The sequence below is a fragment of the Streptomyces formicae genome, assembly GCF_002556545.1.
Taxonomy (GTDB): Bacteria; Actinomycetota; Actinomycetes; order Streptomycetales; family Streptomycetaceae; genus Streptomyces; species Streptomyces formicae_A.
In genome coordinates, this window is the sequence record NZ_CP022685.1 from 3760001 (window position 1) to 3781676 (window position 21676).

A 21676-nucleotide genomic window follows, 5' to 3' on the forward strand; every position below is an offset into this window, starting at 1 on the left:
CAGGGACAGATGCGTCGCGGTGCGCTGGTAGAGGGTGACGAGTTCGTCGGCCTCTGCTCCGGAGAGGCGGCGTTGGCGGCGCAGCAGGGCGTCGAGCCGGTCCCATTCGGCTCGGTGGGCGGACACGAAGACGTCGAGGTCCATCGGGTGGCTGCTCCTCGTACTGCGGCGCGTGGCTGTTCAGCTTGGCAGACTGGCGAGTCCTAGGGCAGGGCAGGGAAGGGCGGCGGACGTGAGTGAGCTTGTGACGGGTGAGGCGGTGGCGCTGGAGCTGCGTCCCGCGAAACTGCCGAGCAGGGCGCTTGCGGTGCTGATCGACCTGGCCGTGGCGTGGGCCGTCTATCTCGCGGTGACCGTCGGGATCCTCGCCTCGACCGCCTCGCTGGACGATGCCGCGGCCGCCGCTGTCGCGGTCGCCACCTTCCTGCTCGTTCTGATCGGCGGGCCCATCGCGGTGGAGACGCTCAGTCACGGCCGGTCGCTCGGGAAGCTGGCGTGCGGGCTGCGGGTGGTGCGGGACGACGGGGGGCCGATCCGGTTCCGGCACGCGCTGGTGCGCGGGGCCGTCGGGGTCGTCGAGATTCTGCTGACGTTCGGGGTGGTCGCGTGCGTCGCGTCGCTGGTGTCGGCGCGCGGGCGGCGGCTCGGGGATGTGTTCGCGGGGACGCTCGTCGTGCGTGAGCGGGTGCCTTCGGGGCGGGGGGAGTTCGTTCCGCCGCCTCCGCCGTGGCTGGTCGGGCAGTTCTCCGGGCTTGATCTGTCCGGGGTTCCCGAGGGGTTGTGGCTGGCCATTCGCCAGTACCTCACGCGGATGAGGCAGTTGGATCCGCAGGTGGGCTGGGCGATGGCGGAGCGGCTCGCCACCGATCTGGTGGAGCGGACGGGGGCGCCCGCGCCGCAGGGCGTTCCCCCGGCCGCCTACTTGGCCGCTGTCATGAACGAGCGGCAGGCTCGGGACGCGCGGCGGGCCTTTGGCCAGGAGCAGCAGTCGTACGCCGGACATGTGGGAGGGGCTGGGGCCGGAGGGGATGCCGGAGCGGGCTCCGCCGCTGTCTATCCCACGCCTGTGCAGCCTGTCTCCGCCCCTACTACTGCGCCGCCCGCGCCCGCCGATTCGCCTGCGGCCTCCGAGGGAGCACCGCCTCCTGCCACGGGGTTCGCGCCGCCCGCGTAGGTGGCGGCCTCGTCAGGTGAAGACGGACGGCGGGGATTCGAGGTGTTCGAGTTCGATGCCGGGGGCCGAGAGGACGACGTCGCCGGTGATGTGGACGGAGTGCTGTTCGCCGGTGTCCAGGGCTGTGACCTGGTATTCGTCCACGGTCAGCGGGCCGTTGTCAGTGGCGTGTGCTTCTCTTTTCAGCAGGGTCCAGGACTGGTCGAGGGTGCGGGGGGCCAGGACCGGATCCGTGAAGGCGACCAGGCGTAGGCGGGTCGCGGGGGAAGCGGGGGTCAGGCTCAGGAGCCGGGCCGTCGCGACGAGGAAAGCGGGGGACGTGCCGGTGCAGGCGTGAGCGGGGGCGTTGTTCTCCGTCGCGTGTTCGCCGGTGGAGTCGGTGCGGACCCAGGTGACGCCGTTGAGGGCCCCGGCGCGGACCTGCCAGTCGCCGGCGTGGAGTTCGAGGCGGATGGGGCGGCCCCGGTCGTCGAGTGCGAGGTCGACGGAGCCTGCGGGGTCGCCCGAGGGGGTGGTGCGTTGGGAGACGTAGCGCCAGCCGGAGGGGCCGGGGGCGCAGTGGAAGTGTTCTTCACCGAGGGGGGTGTGATCGTGCGGGTCATGGAGCGAATATCGGCCGCGGGGCATGGGTCTCGGTCCTCGGTCCTGTTCTTCCTGGCGTGAGCCTCGTGGGCCACAGTCTCGTCGGCCACGACGGGGCCGCAAAGGGGCAGGCCCCCGCCGCGGGGGCGAGGGCCTGCTGAAGTGGTGCTGACCGGTGGCCGGTCGACCGTCAGTAGCGGTAGTGGTCGGGCTTGTACGGGCCCTCGACCTCGACGCCGATGTACGCGGCCTGCTCGGGGCTGAGCTTCGTGAGCTTCACGCCGAGCGCGTCGAGGTGGAGGCGGGCGACCTTCTCGTCCAGGTGCTTGGGGAGCACGTAGACGTCGGTCGGGTACTCGTCCTGCTTGGTGAACAGCTCGATCTGGGCCAGCGTCTGGTCCGCGAAGGAGTTGGACATCACGAAGGACGGGTGGCCGGTCGCGTTGCCCAGGTTGAGGAGGCGGCCCTCGGAGAGCACGATGAGGACCTTGCCGTCGGGGAACGTCCAGGTGTGGACCTGCGGCTTGACCTCGTCCTTGACGATGCCCTCGATCTTCGCGAGACCGGCCATGTCGATCTCGTTGTCGAAGTGGCCGATGTTGCCCACGATCGCCTGGTGCTTCATCTTGGCCATGTCCGAGGCCATGATGATGTCCTTGTTGCCGGTCGTGGTGATGAAGATGTCGGCCTTGTCGACGACCTCGTCGAGCGTGGTGACCTGGTAGCCGTCCATCGCCGCCTGGAGCGCGCAGATCGGGTCGACCTCGGTGACGATCACGCGGGCGCCCTGACCGCGCAGGGACTCCGCGCAGCCCTTGCCCACGTCGCCGTAGCCGAGGACGACGGCGGTCTTGCCGCCGATGAGGACGTCGGTGGCGCGGTTGATGCCGTCGATCAGCGAGTGGCGGCAGCCGTACTTGTTGTCGAACTTCGACTTGGTGACGGCGTCGTTGACGTTGATCGCCGGGAAGAGCAGCGAGCCGTCGCGGTGCATCTCGTAGAGACGGTGGACGCCGGTCGTGGTCTCCTCGGTCACGCCGCGGATCTCCGAGGCGAGCTGGGTCCACTTCTGCGAGCCGTCGGTGATGGTGCGGTTGAGGAGCTGGAGGATGACGCGGTGCTCGTCGTTCTCCGCGGTGTCGACCGAGGGGACCTTGCCGGCCTTCTCGTACTCGACGCCCTTGTGGACGAGGAGGGTGGCGTCGCCACCGTCGTCCAGGATCATGTTCGGGCCGCCGGTGGGGGTGTTCGGCCAGGTCAGCGCCTGCTCCGTGCACCACCAGTACTCTTCCAGGGTCTCGCCCTTCCAGGCGAAGACCGGGATGCCCTGGGGGTCGTCCGGGGTGCCGTTCGGACCGACCGCGATGGCGGCGGCCGCGTGGTCCTGGGTCGAGAAGATGTTGCAGGAGACCCAGCGGACCTCGGCGCCGAGGGCGACCAGGGTCTCGATGAGGACGGCGGTCTGCACGGTCATGTGCAGCGAGCCCATGATGCGGGCGCCTGCCAGCGGCTGCGTGGCGGAGAATTCCTTGCGGATCGACATCAGGCCGGGCATCTCGTGCTCGGCGAGGGTGATCTCCTTGCGGCCGAACTCGGCGAGGGAGAGGTCGGCGACCTTGAAGTCCTGGCCGTTGATGAGAGTCATAAGTGAGCTGCTCCTCGTGGATGTGTCGAGGGGTGGACATGGCTGACCTGCGGCATCGGGCACAGGGGTGCACCGGCGCGCGCAGCGCAGTCCGTCGGAGGCCCTCTCTCCCTCGGACGATCCGTGCGCGGACCGCCCGACCGCCATCAGCAGCGACGTCTGGCTCCCCACAAAGCTACACCGATTGGCCCAGCTAGCCCCAGCCCGCCTCCAAGCACGTCATCACTGGCACAGAGGCCGTCAGACCTGGACGTTTTGGGACCTTTGCGCTTTTGATCCTGCGCTTATGTGTTGCAGGATGCCTTGAGATCGGGAACATGTGCGCGATCTTGTTCGGCAGTAGCGTTTGGGCGTTAGGAGATCCACGTGACCAGTCCGGCCGACCCCCCGATAGGCGGGGACAGCAGCGGGCAGAAGAAGGTGAAGCTGCTCGCGGTGACCGCTTGTCCGACCGGTATCGCTCACACGTACATGGCCGCGGAGAAGCTTTCGCAGGCCGCGGAGAGCCTCGGCATCGACATGAAGGTGGAGACGCAGGGCTCCATCGGGGCCGAGAACGTACTGACTGACAACGATGTCAGAGATGCCGACGGCATCATCATCGCGGCCGACAAGGACGTGGACCGCAGCCGGTTCGTGGGCAAGCGCGTGCTGTCCGTCGGGGTGTCCGAGGGCATCAGCCACCCCGAGCGGCTGATCGAGCGGGTGCGGAGCGCGCCCGTGCACGGCGGGGGCGGGGGCGGCGGTTCGGCCGAGCCGGTCTCCGGTGGGGGCGGGGGCAAGGAGCGGAGCGTCGCGTACAAGGCGCTGATGAACGGCGTCTCGTACATGATTCCGTTCGTGGTGGTGGGTGGGCTTTTGATCGCCATCTCGCTGTCGCTCGGCGGGCACACCGACCCCAAGGGCGGGCTCGTCATTCCGGACGGCTCGTTCTGGATGCACGTGAACCAGATCGGCGTCATCGGGTTCACGCTGATGGTGCCGATCCTGTCGGGCTACATCGCGTACGCGATCGGGGACCGGCCCGCGCTGGTACCGGGCATGATCGGCGGGTGGATCGCCAACACCGGTGATCTGTACGACTCCAAGGCGGGCGCGGGCTTCATCGGGGCCATCGTCACCGGCTTCCTGGCCGGTTATCTGGTGCTGTGGATCAAGAAGGTCAAGGTCCCGAAGTTCGTCCAGCCGATCATGCCGATCATCGTGATCCCGATCGTGGCGACCACGGCGCTCGGCCTGTTCTTCATCTACGTCATCGGGAAGCCGATCTCGTGGATCTTCGAGCATCTGACCAGCTGGCTCAGCGGCATGACAGGGACCAGTGCGATCCTGCTCGGCGCCATCCTGGGACTCATGATCGCGTTCGACATGGGTGGTCCCGTCAACAAGACGGCGTTCCTCTTCGGTGCGGGGCTCATCGCGACCGGCAACCAGACCGTCATGGGCATGTGTGCCGCGGCGATTCCGGTCATGCCGCTCGGGCAGGGGCTCGCGACGCTGATGCGGAAGCGGCTCTACACGGAGCAGGAGCGGGAGACCGGGCTCGCGTCCTTGTTCATGGGCTTCTTCGGGATCTCGGAAGGCGCCATCCCCTTCGCCGCCGCGCGGCCCGCGCAGGTCATTCCCGCCAACATGCTCGGCGGTGCTGTCGCCGGGGCGATCGCCGGGATGGCGAGCGTGAAGGACGCCGTGCCGCACGGTGGCCCGATCGTGGCGGTCCTCGGTGCCGTCGGCGGCGTGCCCATGTTCTTCGTGGCGATCGCCATCGGTTCGGTCGTCACCGCGCTCACCACGGTGACGCTGGTCGACCTCAGTGAGCGCAAGCGGCGCGGTGCCCCGCTGGTCGACGTGCCGGGCGGGCCCGAGCCGGTGCTCGTCGGGGTCGGGGCCACCGCGGGTGGTGCGGCGGTCGCGGCGGAGGCTCTCCAGAAGGCCCCGGCTCCGGCTCCGGCGGCCGAGGCTTCGGCGCCGGTCCCCTCCCCCGGACCGGAAGCCGCCGACCAGGTCCTCTCCGGCTACCTCACCGAGCAGACCGTCAAGGTCCAGCTGGCCGCGCGCGACAAGGAAGCGGCGATCCACGAGATGGCCACGCTGCTCGCCACCACCGGCAAGGTCAACGACGTCGAGGAGCTGGTGCGGACCGCGCTGCGGCGCGAGGCGCAGGGCACCACGGGACTCGGCGAGGAGATCGCCATCCCGCACGCCAAGACCGACGCCGTCGACTCGCCGCTCGTCGGGTTCGCCCGGTCGTCCGAGGGCATCGAGTGGGGCGCGCTCGACGGCACGAAGGCCAAGTTGATCTTCATGATCTCCGTGCCCGAGGCGGCCGCCGGGGACGAGCACCTGCGGATCCTCGCCCTGCTGTCGCGGAAGTTGATGGACACCGGCTTCCGCGAGCGTCTCGAGGCGGCGCCGGACGACGCCGCGATCCTCGACGTACTGCGTGAGGTCCACTAGCCGCCCAGGCGGTACGGATACGTCGATGGGGCCCCGCACCTGACTGGTGCGGGGCCCCATCGGCGTACGGACGAAAAACGGCTCAGTGGCCGCCGGGCGCCTTCGCCGGGTTCGTGCCCGCGGATGCCGCCGACTCGCTGTAGATGTCCGGTTCGAGGTAGATCACGCGGGCGATCGGGACCGCGGCGCGGATGCGCTCCTCCGCGGCGTTGATCGCGGCGGCGACCTCCGCGGCCGTGTCGTCGTGCTGGACGGCGATCTTGGCGGCGACGAGCAGCTCCTCGGGGCCGAGGTGGAGCGTGCGCATGTGGATGACCTTGGTGACCGTGTCGCCGTCGACCAGGGCCTTCTCGATCTTGGTGACTTCCTCGGTGCCCGCGGCCTCGCCGAGCAGCAGGGACTTGGTCTCCGCGGCGAGGACGATCGCGATCAGGATGAGCAGGATGCCGATGCAGAGCGTGCCGATGCCGTCCCAGACGCCGTCGCCGGTGGCGAGCGCGAGGCCGACGCCGCCGAGGGCGAGGACCAGGCCGACGAGCGCGCCGAGGTCCTCAAGGAGGACGACGGGCAGCTCGGGGGCCTTGGCGCGACGGACGAACTGTGTCCAGGTGAGCTTGCCGCGCGTCTGGTTGGACTCCTTGATGGCGGTACGGAAGGAGAAGCCCTCCGCGATGATCGCGAACACCAGGACCCCGACGGGCCAGTACCAGTGCTCCAGCTCGTGCGGGTGCTTGATCTTCTCGTAGCCCTCGTAGATCGCGAACATGCCGCCGACCGAGAAAAGGACGATCGAGACGAGGAAGGCGTAGATGTAGCGCTCGCGGCCGTAGCCGAAGGGGTGTTGCGGGGTCGCCTCGCGCTGGGCCTTCTTGCCGCCGAGGAGCAGCAGGCCCTGGTTGCCGGAGTCGGCGAGCGAGTGGACGCTCTCGGCGAGCATCGACGACGAGCCACTGAAGAGGAACGCGACGAACTTCGCCACCGCGATCGCGAGGTTCGCGGCGAGTGCCGCGACGATCGCCTTTGTTCCGCCTGACGCGCTCATAAGTGCGGGGTGTCCCTTCGCCTTCGTACGTACCGACCACGGCACCCGGGCAAGTGCTTTGCCCGGGCTTTGCGGTGGGTCATTGTTGCAGCACGAGAGGGGCTTGGTACGTCAGGCCACCACAGTGGCACGGAAAACCGTGCCCACTCCGGACACTTCGGCCTTTTCGCCTGCGGGGACGAATGCGGACCGGCCGGGCTCCAGGGCCAGTTCGCCCGCGTGGACCGTGCCCGCCGTGCAGAGCAGGATCTGCGGCGTCGCGGCGGTGAGGTCGTGGGCGGCGGCGCCCTCGGGCAGGACGTAGCGGGAGAGGCGGAACTCGTCGATCGGGGTGTCGTAGACCTCTTCGCCGTCGGGCGAAGCCTCCGGGCGCAGGACGCCGGGGTCGGTCGGCTCGAAGCGGACGATGCGCAGGAGTTCGGGCACGTCGACGTGCTTGGGGGTCAGGCCGCAGCGCAGGACGTTGTCGGAGTTGGCCATGATCTCGACGCCGAGGCCGTCGAGGTAGGCGTGCGGGACTCCGGCGCCGAGGAACAGGGCCTCGCCGGGCTGCAGTTGGACGTGGTTGAGGAGCATCGCCGCGATGACGCCCGGGTCGCCGGGGTAGTGGTGGGCGATTCCGGCGTACGGCTCGTAGGCGCCGCCGAGGCGTTGGGCGGCGGCGGTGACCTCGGCGACCGTCTCGGACATCTGCTCGGGGTCGGCGCTCAGGACGGCCGTCAGGACCTCGCGCAGCGCGGCCTCCGCGGGGTGCGCGCGCAGCAGGTCGACGTACGGCTTGAGGGAGTCGACGCCGAGACCCTCCAGGAGGGTGGCGGTCTCGGCGGGGTCCCGGAAGCCGCACAGGCCGTCGAACGGCGTGAGTGCGCAGATCAGTTCGGGCTTGTGGTTGGCGTCCTTGTAGTTGCGGTGCGGGGCGTCGATCGGGACGCCCCGGCGCTCCTCCTCCGCGTACCCCTCCTTCGCCTGCGCGAGGTCGGGGTGCACCTGGAGGGAGAGCGGGGCGCCCGCGGCGAGGATCTTGAGGAGGAAGGGCAGGCGCGGGCCGAACTTGGCGACCGCTTCCTTGCCGAGCTCGTGCTCCGGGTCCGCGTCGATGAGCTCGTTGAGCGCGCCGCGCTCGGTGCGTGACGGCGCGCCCGGGTGGGCTCCCATCCACATCTCGGCCTGCGGCTCGCCGCTCGGCTCGACGCCGATGAGCTCCGCGATGGCGGTGGTGGAACCCCAGGCGTAGGGGCGGATGGTGTTGGTGAGGCGGTCCACGGAGGGGGGCTCCTTGCTGCTGCTTGCTCTGCTTGCCACTGCTGGCACTGCTGGCACTGCTGCGTACGCGAGTGCTGGACTGCGATCGGGACGGTTTCCCTCACGAGCGGTTCGGCCATGACCGATGTGCGGTCATGATCGGTCCCCCGAGGCGAGCGCCAGGTAAACGGCGGCGAAATCCGTGACGGCGATCAGCTCCGCCAGGGCTTCGAGATCCTCGGCGCTCTCCGGTTCCAGCTCGCTGAGCGCGACGTCGTGGCCGTGCGCGAGCTCGCGGGCCGCGGGCGCGGCGGTGAGCCCGCCCGCGTCGGCGGGCCGGTCGCGGAGCAGCACCACGCGCGCGCGGAGCGCCGCCGCGTCGTCGACGCGGTCGCGGAAGAAGTCGTCGGTGTCCTCGCCGCCCGTCGGATTGCCCGCGAGCAGGGCGCCGTGCGCGGGCAGCGCCTCGGGCAGCTCGGCGGCGAGGGCGGCGTGCCCCGCGAGCTCGGCGAGCGTGGCGGCGAAGCGGCGGCCCGCGGCGCCCGCGGACTGGCCCTCGGTCCAGATCAGCGGCAGTGCGTCGGCGAGCTCGACGGCGAGCGTCTTGGCGGGATTGCTGTACGTCGTGATGGCAGGACCGCAGCGTTCCGCGACGCTGTCGAGCCGGTCGGCGACCTTCTGCAGGGTGTCGACGGGAGCGGTGATCAGACCGGTCCTGTCGAGGAGCACGAGCAGCGGGACGAGCAGTGCCCACAGGGTGCCGGGGGCTCCGGGGGCGGCTTCGTCCTCGACGCGGCGGGCCTCGTAGGAGGCGGCGAGGCGGGTGGTCTCGTCGTGCGCGCCTTCGTAGGCGCCGTACGGCGATGTGGCCATCGGGACGGTCAGGCCGTGGCTGCCCTCCACGCCCTCGGCGAGCGGTGAGCGGGCCGGGGCGACCGCGACGACCGTGCAGCCGCGTCGGTATGCCTGTTCGGCGAGGAGCGAGAGGCCGGGCTCGGAGCCGTCGGGGGTGGCGATGAGCAGCAGGTCGACGGGGCCCACCCAGCCGGGCAGGGCCCAGCGCAGGGCGCCCGCGGCGGGCGCGACGCCCGTCGGGGCGAGGCGGACGACGGGGCAGCCGGTACCCGCGAGACCGGCGAGCAGGTCGGCGACGCAGGCCGCGGCGGTGCCGGGGCCCGCGATCAGGATGGCGCGGGGGCGGCCGTCGGGCTTGAGGTCGGTGAGCCCCGCCTCCGCGGAGTGCCGGATCGCCGTACGGACGCGGGCGCCCGCCTCTGCGGCGGCCCGCAGCAGCCCGCGGCGATCCGCGCGGGTGAGTGCCTCGGGGGCGTCAAGGAGTGACTCGTCGAGCATGGGGCCTCCGATCGCCGTGCGCGGCTTCCTGCCTGTGCTGGTCGTACGCCGTCCCGCGCCGTGCACGCCTTCCGTGGGGTGCGCGGTCGGCCACGCCGTTACGCGGGGCGGCGGGCCTCGTCGACCAGGAGCACGGGGATGCCGTCGCGGACCGGGTAGGCGAGGCCGCATTCCTTGGCGTCCGCCGTGCAGATCAGCTCGGTGTCCGTCTCCTTGAGCGGGGCGTGACAGGCCGGGCAGGCGAGGATCTCCAGGAGGCCGGCTTCGAGCGGCATGGGGTGGGTCCCTTCGAGCTGAACGAGTGGGTTGTCGCGCGACCGCGGTGCGGGCTGCCGTCGTGCGGGATTCTGTGCGGAATCCGTGCGGTGACGGCCCGGATGCGGCCTGGTCAGCCTACCTCCGTGCGGGGCGGGGCGGAGGGGTGTCGAGGGGGCGGAGGGGTGGGGCGGGGTGGAGCGGGGCGACGCTGACTGGTGTGTGGGGCTGAGCTGGCTGGCCGGTGCGGGGGCTGTGGATGTTGGCACGGGCCGAGTCCCGCGGAAGCTGCTCCTGCGGGTCGGGGCCCGCAGGGCATCCGGCACAGGCCGCCCGGCGCAGCGCCGTCCCCGCAGAGCGACCAGCACGTCCCCACGAGCCGACCGGCGCCGAAGCATCGGCACGGACCGACCCGGCTCGGACGACCGGCGCGGGCGGTGGGCCCGCGCCGGTTCCCGGGCCCCCGGACGTCAGTGGCCAGCCACGATCCCCTGCCAGCCCTCAGCCCTCAGCCCTCAGCCCTCAGCCCTCAGCCCTCAACCGCGGATGATCGCCAGAGCCTCGTCGCGGGCCTTGGCCATGGTCGTTTCGTCGCGGGCCTCCACGTTCAGGCGCAGCAGCGGCTCCGTGTTCGAGGCGCGGACGTTGAACCACCAGTCGGCGGCGGTCACCGTCAGGCCGTCGAGTTCGTCGAGGGTGACGCCCTCCTGGCCCTCGTACGTCGTCTTGATCGCCGCGAGGCGCGCGGCCTGGTCGTCGACCGTGGAGTTGATCTCTCCGGAGCCCGCGTACCTGTCGTACTGCGCGACGAGCGCGGACAGCGGGCCGTCCTGGCCGCCGAGGGCCGCGAGGACGTGGAGCGCGGCGAGCATGCCCGTGTCCGCGTTCCAGAAGTCCTTGAAGTAGTAGTGCGCGGAGTGCTCGCCGCCGAAGATCGCGCCGGTCTTGGCCATCTCCTCCTTGATGAAGGAGTGGCCCACGCGCGTGCGCACGGGCGTGCCGCCGTTCTCCTTCACGACCTCGGGGACCGACCAGGAGGTGATGAGGTTGTGGATGACGGTGCCCTTGCCGCCGTGCCGGGCGAGCTCGCGCGAGGCGACCAGGGCGGTGATGGCCGACGGGGAGACCGGGCCGCCGTTCTCGTCGACCACGAAGCAGCGGTCCGCGTCGCCGTCGAAGGCGATGCCGAGGTCGGCGCTCTCCGCACGCACCCGTGCCTGGAGGTCCACGATGTTGGCCGGGTCCAGGGGGTTGGCCTCGTGGTTGGGGAAGGTGCCGTCGAGCTCGAAGTACATCGGGACCAGTTCGAGGGGCAGTCCCTCGAAGACGGTGGGGACCGTGTGCCCGCCCATGCCGTTGCCCGCGTCGACGACGACCTTGAGCGGACGGATGGCGCTGAGGTCGACCAGGCCGCGCAGGTGCGCCGCGTAGTCCGTGAGGGTCTCGCGCTGCGTCAGGGTGCCCTGGCGCGCCGCGCTCTCGGGGGCGCCGGACTCGCTCCAGCTCTCCACCAGGGCGCGGATCTCCGCGAGCCCGGTGTCCTGGCCGACAGGGGCCGCGCCCGCGCGGCACATCTTGATGCCGTTGTACTGGGCGGGGTTGTGCGAGGCCGTGAACATGGCACCCGGCAGGTTCAGCGCGCCCGACGCGTAGTAGAGCTGGTCCGTCGAGCAGAGGCCGATCTCCGTGACGTCGACGCCGCGCGCGGCCGCACCGCGCGCGAAGGCCCGCGAGAGGCCGGGCGACGAGGGCCGCATGTCGTGCCCGACGACGATGGCGTCCGCGCCCGTGATCGCTGCGAAGGCCGCCCCGAACAGCTCGGCGAGCGACTCGTCCCACTGATCCGGGACCACCCCGCGGACGTCGTACGCCTTCACGATCTGGGACAGATCAGCAGTCACAGCCAACCCTCTCTACGGTTCTGCTAGCTCAGCGAGTACGGAGAGTTCTCCCCGGTCACCACAAAAGTACCCGCTGCCGCCGACAGCGCACCGAGCCTCCCTGGAAGCGGCTCGGAAGCCGCCTCACGGCAGCATCCAGCCGAGCACCGCCGTGCTCTGGCCCACCACGATCAGGCACATCACCAGGAGCAGTCCCAGGCTCCACGGCAGCACCTTGCGCAACAGATCTCCCTCCTTGCCCGCCAGGCCGACGGCGGCGCACGCGATCGTCAGGTTCTGCGGGGAGATCATCTTGCCGAGTACGCCGCCGGAGCTGTTGGCCGCCGCGAGGAGCTCGGGAGAGAGCCCTGACTCCTTGGCCGCGGTCACCTGGAGGGCACCGAACAGCGCGTTGGCCGAGGTGTCGGAGCCGGAGACCGCGACGCCGAACCAGCCGAGCACCGGTGACAGGAAGGCGAGGCCCGCCCCGGCCGCCGCTACGTAGTGCCCGATCGTGGCGGCCTGCCCGGAGAGGTTCATGACGTAGGCGAGGGCCAGGACGGACGTCACGGTGAGGATCGCGAAGCGCAACTCGTGGACGGTGGCGACCCATTCCCTGACCGCCACGCGCGCGTGCACCCCGATGACGGCGGCGGTGGCCACCCCGGCGAGCAGCACGAGCGTGCCGCCCGTCGACACCAGCGGCAGCGCGAACACGTTGCCGCCGACCGGCTTCCCCGTCGGGTCGGCCACGTTCAGGAAGGGCCAGTCGAAGGTGCGGGTCGCCTTGGCGAGCAGGTCCTTGGCCGCCGGGATCTGGGCGAGCGAGAAGACGGCGACGATGAGCGCGTACGGGGCGTAGGCGCGCAGCACTTCGGGGCGCGGGTCGTCCTGGTCGAGGTCTTCGCTGCGGGCGCCGGTGAGGACCGCGGCGCGGACGGGCTCGGCGGCCGGTCTGCGCGCGGCGGGCACGGCCACCAGGGCGGCGGCGCCGATCAGGGCGGCCCCGATGTCGGCGAGTTGCGCGGAGACGTAGTTGGAGGCCGCGAACTGCGCGGCGGCGAAGGCGAATCCGCAGGCCAGGGCGGGCGCCCAGGTCTCGCGGAGCCCGCGCCTTCCGTCGACGAGGACGACCAGGAGCAGCGGCACGACGAGCGCGAGCAGCGGTGTCTGGCGGCCGACGACGGTGGCGACGGCGTCCAGGGGCAGGCCCGTGACCTGAGCCAGCGTCACCACCGGGGTGCCCATGGCGCCGAAGGCGACGGGCGCGGTGTTGGCGACCAGGGCGACGACCGCGGCGCGCACCGGGTCGAAGCCGAGGGCGACGAGCATCACCGAGCAGATCGCCACGGGCGCCCCGAACCCGGCGAGCGCCTCCAGGAGCGCGCCGAAGCAGAAGGCCACCACGAGGGCCTGGATGCGGGGGTCGTCGGAGAGCCGTCCGAAGGAGCGGCGCAGGATGTCGAAGTGCCGGGTGCGGACCGTCATCCGGTACACCCACAGGGCGTTGACGACGATCCACAGGATGGGGAAGAGGCCGAAGAGCGCTCCTTGCGCGGCGCTGGAGGCGGTCTGGCCGAGCGGCATGCCGAACGCGAGCCAGGCGACGAGGACGGCGACCGCGAGGCCGATGACTCCGGCCAGGTGGGCCTTCATGCGGACGGCGCCGAGCAGGACGAGGACGGTCAGGAGAGGCAGGGTCGCGACGAGTGCGGACAGGCCGAGCGAGTCGGCCACGGGCTCCAGTTGCTGCGTGAACACGGGCGGCTCCCCGGTTTCCGTGATGCGGAATGCGATCTCTCACAAGTGGGGGAATGCTCGTGTCCGCAACAAGGGCACGTCAATGGGGCGTACGCCGACTGTTGTTCAGCGATGAACGACAGGTCTCTACGGAGAGTGGAGGAAAGCGCCGGTCAGGACTCGGGCGAGCGCAGCACGCGGAGATGACCGCGCCGCGCGACCTCCATCGGGTCCGCCTGTCGTGCGCCGCCGCCGCTCGCCTCGGCCGCGCGCTGCTGCGGGCGGGCCGCCTCGCGCACCGCGTTGGCGAGCGCTTCGAGGTCGTCACCGCTGGGCCGGGCGGGACCCGAGGCGTCGGCGAGCCGGACGACCTCCCAGCCGCGGGGTGCGGTCAGCCGCTCGGAGTGCTGGGCGCACAGGTCGTAGCAGTGGGGTTCGGCGTAGGTGGCGAGGGGGCCGAGGACCGCGGTCGAGTCGGCGTAGACGTACGTCAGCGTCGCGACGGCGGGACGGCCGCAAGCGGTGCGCGAACAGCGACGTACAGGGCTCACGACGTTGGACGGTACCGCACTCTTGAGCGGGCCGCGACGACTCGCCACGAGGTCACCCCACCGTGTCGGGTCCTCGGCTCCGCTCCGGAGTGACGCGCGGGCGCCTCGTTGACCTGCGGGGACGCCAGTGGCCACCGGGACGCGTGGTGTGGGATCCGGTCAGCACATGGCGTGAATCACGTCATTTGTCGCGAGGCCGACGGTCCTGGAGAGATATGGAATTGAGCCCAAGCTTGGCCGGAACGGTCAGGAAGCGACATGGCGCGCGCCGTACGGAAAGGGCGATCTCGAGGACTACGCTTCGTCAGTGATGGACGACCCCGTACAGCCCCGCTCAGCAGACCCGAGGCCCCGCCGCCGCGACCGCCACGGCAGGGGCATGCGCGGCCCCGTCGCGCCGCCCCAGGTGCCGCTCTCGGCGAGCCGCGCGGAAGCCTTCACCGACCTGGTGCAGGACTCGGTGGAGCGGCTCGAGCGGCGCTGGCCGCAGCTCACGGAGATCGAGTTCCTGGTGCTTGAGGTGCCGCCCCTGGGGGGCTCCGCAGGGAGTGACGGGGAGTGGCACGACGAGGTGGTGCCGCTCGGCGGCACGATCGCGGCGGCGGAGGGGCGGCCCGCCCGCGTCGTCATCTACCGGCGCCCGGTGGAGATCCGCACCAAGGGGCGCGACGAGCGCGCCGCCCTGGTGCACGAGGTGGTCGTCGAGCAGGTCGCCGAGCTGCTCGGCCTCTCCCCCGAGTCGGTGGACCCGCGCTACGGAGACGAGGAGTAGCCTCCGCTGCCCCCGCCACCCCCGCCGTCCCGCGCGCGGGACGCTGCTTCTCGGGAACCCACTTCGCGGGAACCCGCTTCTTCCTGAAGCACCGTCACTTCTGGAGCACCGACAGATCCCGCTCCGCCTCGGGCACCTCGACCGTCCCCCGGTCGTCCGGCAGCGTCTGCACCGTGAACATCGGGATGCCGTCCTCCGGCAGTGCCAGCATCCGCGAGCCGTAGACCTCGCCGCCGGACACCGACTCCACCGTGAGGGCGTACCGCCCCTTGAGCCCGTCCGGCACCGGCGGGTCCGCGATCTCCAGGGTCGTACCGCCCTTGACCGTGTACGTCTTCGAGGCCGGTGAGCCGCCTTCGGTGCCCGCCGACGCCGTGACCTTCACCTTCGCCGACTTGCCCGGCGCCACCAGGGAGAGCGTGGAGCCCTTGGCGCGGTTGTCGGCCACCGTCGCGCGCGTGCCCACCGCGTTCGCCGCGGGGATGAACGCCGTCTCCTGCTTGCCGCCCTTGCCCCGGGTGACGCGCAGCCCCGCGACCACGGGCACCGCCTTGTCCGTCGGCGTCAGGACCAGCGAACCCGGCTCCCCCTTGGTGACGTCACCGAGGTCGACGGCGGCCGTCATGCCCGACTTCACGTGCAGGTTCTCGTGGCCGGCCGGGGTGATCGAGCCGTTCGGCGAGGCCAGCTGCACCTTCAGGTCCGCGTCGTCGGATCCCGGCGTGAAGGCGACCAGGCGCACCGAAGTGGCGTCCTTGGGGATGCCGGGCAGCACGAGGCTGCTCGCGGGGTCGGCCGAGGGGGGCAGCCAGTCGCCGCCGAGCTTCTCGTCGGAGGACTGCACGTGGGCCGCGACCCGGCCGCTGCGCGCCGTCACGTGCATCGTGAGGTTCGTGTACGGCTTGCCGGTGAGCGTGGAGAGCAGCACCGGGACGCTGGAGTGCGGCTGGACCTGGATCGCCTCGCCCACCTCGGCCTTGACGACGCCGTCCGGGCCGTACAGCTGGACGTCCACGACGGCCGCGGAGTCGTCGGGGTTCGTCAGGTGGATGTAGTCGCTGCGGTCCTTGGCGGTGCTCGCGCCGGGGAACCAGAAGTCCGTGTCGGGCGCCGTGCAGTTGGTGCCCTGGACGCCGCGGCCGCTGCCCACCGCGTACGTCGTGGTCTGCTGCGCGCTCCAGCCGGGGGCGAACCCGCCGTCGGCGGTGCCGATGAGCGCGGGCGAGTCGCCGCCCGACGCGTCGCCCGCGACCGGCTCGCCGGGCTTCTTCTGGGTCAGGAAGGGCTTGACCTTCTTCTTGTCCTCGGCCTTGGCCGCGTCCGTCAACGCCTTGCTCACGGGCAGCAGTTCCGCCTTGCCGGTGCCCTCCGCGCCGCTCGACCTCGGGGTGAACGCCGTGTACGACGTCTCGGCGAGGTCCGAAGCGCTGGGCACCGGGCAGAGCAGGCTGGTGCGCTCGACGGGCAGCCGCGCCGCGGCCTTCGCCCCGTCGTCGCCCGCGCCGTCGGTGCCGCTGGACGCGGCGTACCCGGTGACGGCGCCGAGCGCGACGACCACGGCGATCAGGGACTGGGTGGTGCGGTTCACTGCTGGCTCCCGTCGGGGCGCTCACTGTCGGTGCCGTGCGGCGGCTGCGGGGGCTGGGGCGGCAACGGGGGCTGCTGGCGCGCGTACGGGTCGTCGTACTGGCCGTACTGCTGCTCGCCGCCTCCGTAGACACCGCCCGCCCCTCCGTAGGAGGCGTACGGGTCGTACTGGCCGCCCTGGTAGGCGTCCGCCGGGTACGCCGACTGCTCGTACGAACCGGCCGGATACTGCCCGCCCTGGTACTGCTGCTCGCCGCCGTACGCGCCGTGCTCGGCGCCCGCGTGGGCCGGGGCCTCCCACTCGTCGTACGACTGCTGCCGCCCCTGCGACTGCTGCGGGATCGCGGCGCCGGGCTCCTCCGGAGGCGGCGGTACGTCCTGGCCCGCCTCCTGCGCCGCCTGCTCGTTCTGGGCCCGCAGCCTGCGTGCCCTGCGGCCCTCGCCCTCGACCGCCTGGGCGGGGATGACGGGCTCTTCGGGCAGGTCGTCGTCGACGTCGCGGCGGCGGCCCGGCAGCGCGAGCACCACCAGGACGAGGGCGAGCGCGCCCTGCGTCCACAGCCAGGCGGTGTGGCCCAGCGGGGTGTCGTAGGTGACGTCCAGGTGGCCGCCCGACCCTGGCAGTTCGAAGCCCTGCGCCCAGCCGTCCAGGGTGACCCGGTCGAGCGGGCGGCCGTCCAGGGTGGCCGTCCAGCCCGGGTCGGCAGAGTCGGCGAGCCGCAGGACGCGGCCCTGGTCGCCGGAGGGGATCTTCGTGTGCAGTTCGACCGGGCCCGCGGCCACCGGCTCCGGGTCGCCCGTCTTCGGGACGACGGCGGCGCGGGAGACCTGCCGGTCCACCCGCCACAGGGCGCTGCCGTCCTCCTGGCTCAGCCGGGTCAGGCCCGGCGTCGCGTCCAGGGTGCGGCTCATCTCGCGGGGCGCGCCGTCGCGCACGAGGACGTAGCGGACGGCGAAGCCGCCGAGCTGGTCGGCCTGGTCGGCGCCGGAGCCCGCGATCAGACGGGCGACGATCTTGTCGAGCTTGTCGTCGGCGGCCGCGGCGGCCGACGCGCTGAGTTCCGCGTCACCGAGGCGCGCGCCGGAGCCCCGTACGAGCGAGTACGAGACCTCGGCCGCCGACTCGCTGTCCAGGACGAGGGTGCGGGCCTGGTCCTGCGTGCCGCTCTCCTCGGCGACGAACGCGGGCACCTGCACCGGATCGCGCCGCTCCAGCGGTCCTTCGGCGCCGCGGATCATCCACCCGGCGGCGACGAGCAGCGGCCCGGCGGCCGCCGCGAACGCGATGAGTGCGGCGACCGGCTGGCGCCAGCCGAAACTCTGCTCGGCGACACGCGCGCGTGCCCCGTCGGCGCCGAGCGCGGCCGCCGCCAGGAGCGCGATGCCGTACGCGAGGGTCGCGGGGCCCGCCCAGGCCGATTGGTTCGACAGGACGGCGAAGACCAGCGCGACCAGGGCCACGGCCCAGGCGGTGCGCACGGCCAGCTGCCGCTCGTCGCGCAGCAGGGCGCCGAGCGCGGCGAGCACGATGCCGATGAGCAGCAGCCCGTGCACCGTGCCGGGGCCGCCGGGGCTGCCGCCGAGCAGGTCGAACGCGCTCGCGGAGCCGGTGCCGAACTCCAGGCCCGCCTCGCGGAAGAAGCCGAAGGGCAGCAGCGAGAGGGACCAGGGGGCGAGCACGAGCAGCGGCGTGCCGAGGGCGGCGAGGAACCGGAGGCCGTACGCCGTGATGTCGCCGCGGCGCAGCACCAGCAGGGCGAGGCCGAGCACCAGGGCGATCGGCCAGACGATCGGCGTGAAGGCCGTGGTGAGCGTGAGCAGCAGCGCGTACGCCCAGGTGGCGCGCCAGGTGCCGCGCGTGCCCTGAGCGGCCGTCAGGCCGCTGGCCGCGACGCCCGCGCGCGCCATGAGCGGCAGCAGGACGGCGAGGACCGCGGTGCCGATGCGGCCGCCCGCGAGCGCGCCGGTGGCGGCGGGCAGGAAGGCGTACGCGACCGAGGCCCAGGCCCGCAGGAGCCGGGACTGGACGAGCGGGCGCGAGGCGAAGTACGCGGCGAAACCGGCCAGCGGCACGGAGCCGACGAGCAGCACGGTGACCGCGAGTCCGGTGGAGCCGAACAGCAGCGTGGACAGGCCCGCGACGAGCGCCACGTAGGGCGGTGCCGCCTCGGTGCCGCCGGTGCCTACGGCGTGCCAGCCGTCCAGGTAACGCGCCCACAGGCCCGAGGAGTCGGCGGGCGCGGGCAGCAGCGCGCCGCCCGCGAGCGCGCCGCTGCCGAGCAGGGCGCGGCAGGCGATGAGCGAGACGAAGAGCAGCACCACGAAGAGCATCGGTCCGGGCTTGCGGGCGATGCGCTTGAGCCGGGCGAACTGCTCGATCTGGAGGAAGTCGGCGTCGTCGCCGCCGGGGCCCGACTCGACGGCGCCGTGCCGTCCCGCGCCCGCGGGGGCCTCCGCGTCGGCGCGGCCGACGAGACTGCCCGCGGCCTGTTCGACGGTGGCGCGCACGGTGGCGCCGGGCGGCGGGAACAGCGCCCGCATCTCACCGGCGTCGAGCGCGGACTTGCCGCGCGTCGCGCGGGCGCCGAGGATCCGGCCGGGGCGCAGCAGGGTCGCGAGGAGTCCGGCGATCTCGTCGAGGGCCTGTCCGGGCGCCTTGCCGACCAGATAGGCGACGGTGCGCAGGAGCGTGCCGACGACGAGCCGGAACAGGATCCAGGGCAGCACGGCCGTACGCGCGTTGACGAGCAGGGTGTAGGCGGCGCCCGCCTTGTCGACGCGGTGCGGCGACGTCGCCGTACGGCCGACGCAGTCGACGGTGCGGCGCTCGCGCGAGGACGCCTCGGCGTGCCGCACGACGGCGTCGGGGGCGACCAGGACGCGGTGGCCCGCGGAGTGCGCGCGCCAGCACAGGTCGACGTCGTCGCGCATCAGGGGCAGGCGCCGGTCGAAGCCGCCGAGCTGTTCGTAGACGTCGCGCCTGATCAGCATGCCCGCGGTGGACACGGAGAGCACGGGCCGCACGTGGTCGTGCTGGCCCTGGTCCTGTTCGCGGCGGTCCACGCCGGTCCAGCGGCGGCCGCTGTTGGCGATGGAGACGCCGACTTCCAGGAGCTGCCTGCGGTCGTACCAGCCGCGGAGCTTGGGGCCGACGACGGCGACGTCCTTGCCGAGCTCGTGTTCGTTCTCGACGACGCGCAGCAGTTCGGCGAGGGCGTCCGGCTCGGGCGCGCAGTCGTCGTGCAGCAGCCAGAGCCACTGCACGGGCTCGCCGTGCGGCAGGTCGGGCATGTCGTACGCCTCGTCGCGCCAGCTCCTGCTGACCGGGTCCCAGCCGCTGGGGCGCTTGAGGTACGGCAGCTCTTCGGGCGTGAGCACTCCGGCGGTGCGGACGGCCTCTTCGACGGCGGTGCCGAAGCCGGAGCGGCGGGCGAGGTGGAGCACGCGGTCGGCGCCGAGGGCCTCGGTGACCAGGCGGGCGGAGTCGTCCGCGCTGCCGGTGTCCGCGGCCACGGCGTGCTGCACGGGGCGCTCCTGGCCGAGCAGGCCGGCCAGGGCGTCGGGCAGCCAGCGGGCGCCGTCGTGGGAGACGAGGACGGCGGTCACGACGTGCCGCGGGAACTCGGGAGCGGCGGCCTCTTGGTGGGCTGCCGAATGGCTGTGCACGGACATCGAGGTACGGGCCCCGGTTCGATGGACTGTGGTGGACGCCTGCGGCCCGCGGGGGTACTGGGGCGTCTCGGACGGGGCCCCACACTAACGGCTGGCACCAGGACGGCCCGCCGCCTGTGGATAACCCACGGGTGACGGGCCGTTCGTTGCGCATTGTTTGTGGGAGGTGTGTGCCGAATTGGTCGGGCGGCACGCTTCGTCGGGGTCCGGTCTCTTCACATGCTTCCTTCACGTACGCGCGCGTGGGCTGCGCATCGCGCGCGTGGATCCCGCGCTGTCGCGCAGGTGTTCAGACGGCGGCTTTCTTCAGACGGCGTCGTTCACGCTCCGACAAACCGCCCCAGATGCCGAATCGTTCGTCGTTGGCGAGTGCGTATTCGAGGCATTCGGAGCGGACTTCACAGGCGAGGCAGACCTTCTTGGCCTCACGCGTGGAGCCGCCCTTCTCGGGGAAGAAGGACTCGGGGTCGGTCTGGGCGCACAGCGCGCGCTCCTGCCAGCCGAGTTCCTCGTCCGCGTCCTCGACCAGCAGTTCCTGAACCAGCTCGGTCATGTGCGCCCCTCGTCTGTCTGTGCGTCCCCGTGGTGCTTGCCGTTACCGATTTCGGCTGAACGACACGAGTGAAATTACAAGTGTGCCGATCCGGGCCAGTCAAGCCGAGATCTGCTATTGGGTCCCTTATTCACTCTGCGGAACCAAGGCTATGCGGAAAGTGTTCAAATCGGCATAAACCCTGACAGCGGTCAACGACCCGTCCGGCACCACACCCGGTGCGACCTCGGGAGGCCTCACAGGGAAAGACGTCGATGTTTGAGTGCCGGTTGCTGCGCCATGTGTCCCGTGCGCCGAGTGCACAAACCTTTCGCCTGAGAGAACAACCGGATGAGGTGAAACATATCCCACATTCCGGACATAGAGTTGACACCGAAGGTATGAGCCGGTGTCCTAGTGGGCATGCTCGCGAACCTGGCTCTTTCGATGACCCGCACCAGCGGGTCCATCGGTGCTGCCCACGCGCGCTGTTGCTGTTCCTGCTCCAGCTGTTGAGTCCTTCCAGCTGTTGAGCCGCGTTTCCCGCTCCACCTCTCGGCCTCTCCGCCCGCTCCGCACTCCCCGCATCTCTGCGCTCCACCCTTCCTTCGCGACACCCCAGCACTCTTACGTTGAGGAACCACCGCACGATGAACAGCGACAGCGACCTCCAGATCGCCGGCGACATCCTCGAAGTCCCGCACCTCCTGCAGCCCGCCCGTGAGCACCCCGCCACCGTGGCCGAGTTCGTCGGCCTGGCCCGCGCCATCGCGGCCGACCGCTCCCAGTGGGAGCACCTCGTCGAGTACGACGCGACGAGCCGCTGGTACCACCGGCTGAAGACCGGACCCGGCTACGAGGTCTGGCTGCTGTCCTGGGTGCCCGGACAGGGCAGCGGTATGCACGGCCACGGGCGCTCTTCCGGCGTGCTCACCGTCCTGGAGGGCGAGTTGACGGAGCACACGGCGCGCGGCGCGCGGGCGCTCGACGAGGGCGCCCAGCGCGTCTTCGCGCCGGGGTACGTGCACGAGGTCGTCAACGACTCCCTCCAACCGGCCGTCAGCCTGCACGTCTACCACCCCGGCCTGACCGAGATGCCGATGCACGCGGCCCAGTGCGCCGCCGCCACCGCGGACGGCGTCGCGGAGGATGTCGTAACCGCCTGACGCGCTGTCGTACCCGCCTGACATGC

At 71.7% G+C, this 21676-nt stretch carries 17 protein-coding genes (1 of these 17 only partly in view); 4 read left to right on the forward strand and 13 right to left on the reverse strand.

The window, feature by feature from the left end; translation table 11 throughout:
- Positions 1 to 144, reverse strand: partial view of a stage II sporulation protein M gene (locus KY5_RS16080; protein WP_098242896.1) — the start only. 864 nt of this gene lie to the left of the window's left edge; 144 of the gene's 1008 nt are visible here — the first part of the coding sequence; it begins with the start codon at positions 142 to 144; its stop codon lies beyond the left edge, outside the window.
- 88 nt (positions 145 to 232) lie between these two features.
- Here KY5_RS16080 and KY5_RS16085 point away from each other — a divergent pair, with 88 nt between their 5' ends.
- Positions 233 to 1174: an RDD family protein gene (locus KY5_RS16085; RefSeq protein ID WP_098242897.1), complete on the forward strand. Its 942-nt coding sequence runs from the start codon at positions 233 to 235 to the stop codon at positions 1172 to 1174.
- Positions 1175 to 1186: 12 nt separating this feature from the next.
- Here KY5_RS16085 and KY5_RS16090 read toward each other — a convergent pair whose 3' ends face one another.
- Both KY5_RS16090 and ahcY read right to left on the reverse strand, forming a co-directional pair.
- Entirely contained in the window at positions 1187 to 1801 is a 615-nt protein-coding gene (locus KY5_RS16090; RefSeq protein ID WP_098242898.1) for a hypothetical protein, read from the reverse strand.
- 145 nt (positions 1802 to 1946) lie between these two features.
- On the reverse strand, positions 1947 to 3401 hold the full coding sequence (gene ahcY / locus KY5_RS16095; RefSeq protein ID WP_098242899.1) for an adenosylhomocysteinase: 1455 nt from the start codon (positions 3399 to 3401) through the stop codon (positions 1947 to 1949).
- A 366-nt stretch (positions 3402 to 3767) separates the two neighbouring features.
- Here ahcY and KY5_RS16100 point away from each other — a divergent pair, with 366 nt between their 5' ends.
- Positions 3768 to 5858 (forward strand): fructose-specific PTS transporter subunit EIIC, encoded by a 2091-nt coding sequence (locus KY5_RS16100; RefSeq protein ID WP_098242900.1) that lies wholly within the window; start codon positions 3768 to 3770, stop codon positions 5856 to 5858.
- 82 nt (positions 5859 to 5940) lie between these two features.
- On the opposite strand, the gene KY5_RS16105 is transcribed toward KY5_RS16100, so the two are convergent.
- From KY5_RS16105 to KY5_RS16135, 7 genes are all read right to left on the reverse strand, one after another.
- Entirely contained in the window at positions 5941 to 6900 is a 960-nt protein-coding gene (locus tag KY5_RS16105) for a cation diffusion facilitator family transporter (RefSeq protein ID WP_098242901.1), read from the reverse strand.
- Between the two features lie 111 nt (positions 6901 to 7011).
- Positions 7012 to 8163 carry a mannose-6-phosphate isomerase, class I gene (gene manA / locus KY5_RS16110; RefSeq protein WP_098242902.1) on the reverse strand — a complete coding sequence of 384 codons (1152 nt, stop codon included), beginning with the start codon at positions 8161 to 8163 and terminating at the stop codon, positions 7012 to 7014.
- A 132-nt stretch (positions 8164 to 8295) separates the two neighbouring features.
- A complete protein-coding gene (locus tag KY5_RS16115) occupies positions 8296 to 9495 on the reverse strand; it encodes an SIS domain-containing protein (protein ID WP_098242903.1) in 1200 nt (399 codons plus the stop codon).
- 98 nt (positions 9496 to 9593) lie between these two features.
- Positions 9594 to 9770, reverse strand: coding sequence for a Trm112 family protein (locus KY5_RS16120; protein ID WP_098242904.1), 177 nt, complete (start codon positions 9768 to 9770; stop codon positions 9594 to 9596).
- A 516-nt stretch (positions 9771 to 10286) separates the two neighbouring features.
- The gene (locus tag KY5_RS16125) at positions 10287 to 11651 is read right to left on the reverse strand and encodes a phosphomannomutase/phosphoglucomutase (protein WP_098242905.1); all 1365 of its coding nucleotides are present in this window, start codon (positions 11649 to 11651) and stop codon (positions 10287 to 10289) included.
- Positions 11652 to 11774: 123 nt separating this feature from the next.
- The gene (locus tag KY5_RS16130; RefSeq protein ID WP_098242906.1) at positions 11775 to 13391 is read right to left on the reverse strand and encodes an L-lactate permease; all 1617 of its coding nucleotides are present in this window, start codon (positions 13389 to 13391) and stop codon (positions 11775 to 11777) included.
- A gap of 152 nt (positions 13392 to 13543) precedes the next feature.
- Positions 13544 to 13969 carry a DUF3499 domain-containing protein gene (locus tag KY5_RS16135; protein ID WP_098242907.1) on the reverse strand — a complete coding sequence of 142 codons (426 nt, stop codon included), beginning with the start codon at positions 13967 to 13969 and terminating at the stop codon, positions 13544 to 13546.
- Between the two features lie 262 nt (positions 13970 to 14231).
- Here KY5_RS16135 and KY5_RS16140 point away from each other — a divergent pair, with 262 nt between their 5' ends.
- A complete protein-coding gene (locus KY5_RS16140; protein ID WP_098242908.1) occupies positions 14232 to 14693 on the forward strand; it encodes a metallopeptidase family protein in 462 nt (153 codons plus the stop codon).
- A 94-nt stretch (positions 14694 to 14787) separates the two neighbouring features.
- On the opposite strand, the gene KY5_RS16145 is transcribed toward KY5_RS16140, so the two are convergent.
- The 3 genes from KY5_RS16145 to KY5_RS16155 all read right to left on the reverse strand — a co-directional run bounded on the left by KY5_RS16145 (position 14788) and on the right by KY5_RS16155 (position 20505).
- Positions 14788 to 16281, reverse strand: a complete 1494-nt coding sequence (locus tag KY5_RS16145) for a DUF5719 family protein (protein ID WP_098242909.1) — start codon at positions 16279 to 16281, stop codon at positions 14788 to 14790.
- Positions 16278 to 19952, reverse strand: a complete 3675-nt coding sequence (locus tag KY5_RS16150) for a glycosyltransferase family 2 protein (protein WP_098242910.1) — start codon at positions 19950 to 19952, stop codon at positions 16278 to 16280. The genes KY5_RS16145 and KY5_RS16150 overlap by 4 nt, the downstream gene beginning before the upstream one ends.
- 289 nt (positions 19953 to 20241) lie before the next feature.
- Positions 20242 to 20505 (reverse strand): WhiB family transcriptional regulator, encoded by a 264-nt coding sequence (locus tag KY5_RS16155; protein WP_016642094.1) that lies wholly within the window; start codon positions 20503 to 20505, stop codon positions 20242 to 20244.
- Positions 20506 to 21134: 629 nt separating this feature from the next.
- On the opposite strand from KY5_RS16155, the gene KY5_RS16170 reads away from it, so the two are divergent.
- On the forward strand, positions 21135 to 21650 hold the full coding sequence (locus tag KY5_RS16170; protein WP_098242911.1) for a cysteine dioxygenase: 516 nt from the start codon (positions 21135 to 21137) through the stop codon (positions 21648 to 21650).
- Positions 21651 to 21676: the final 26 nt, after the last annotated feature.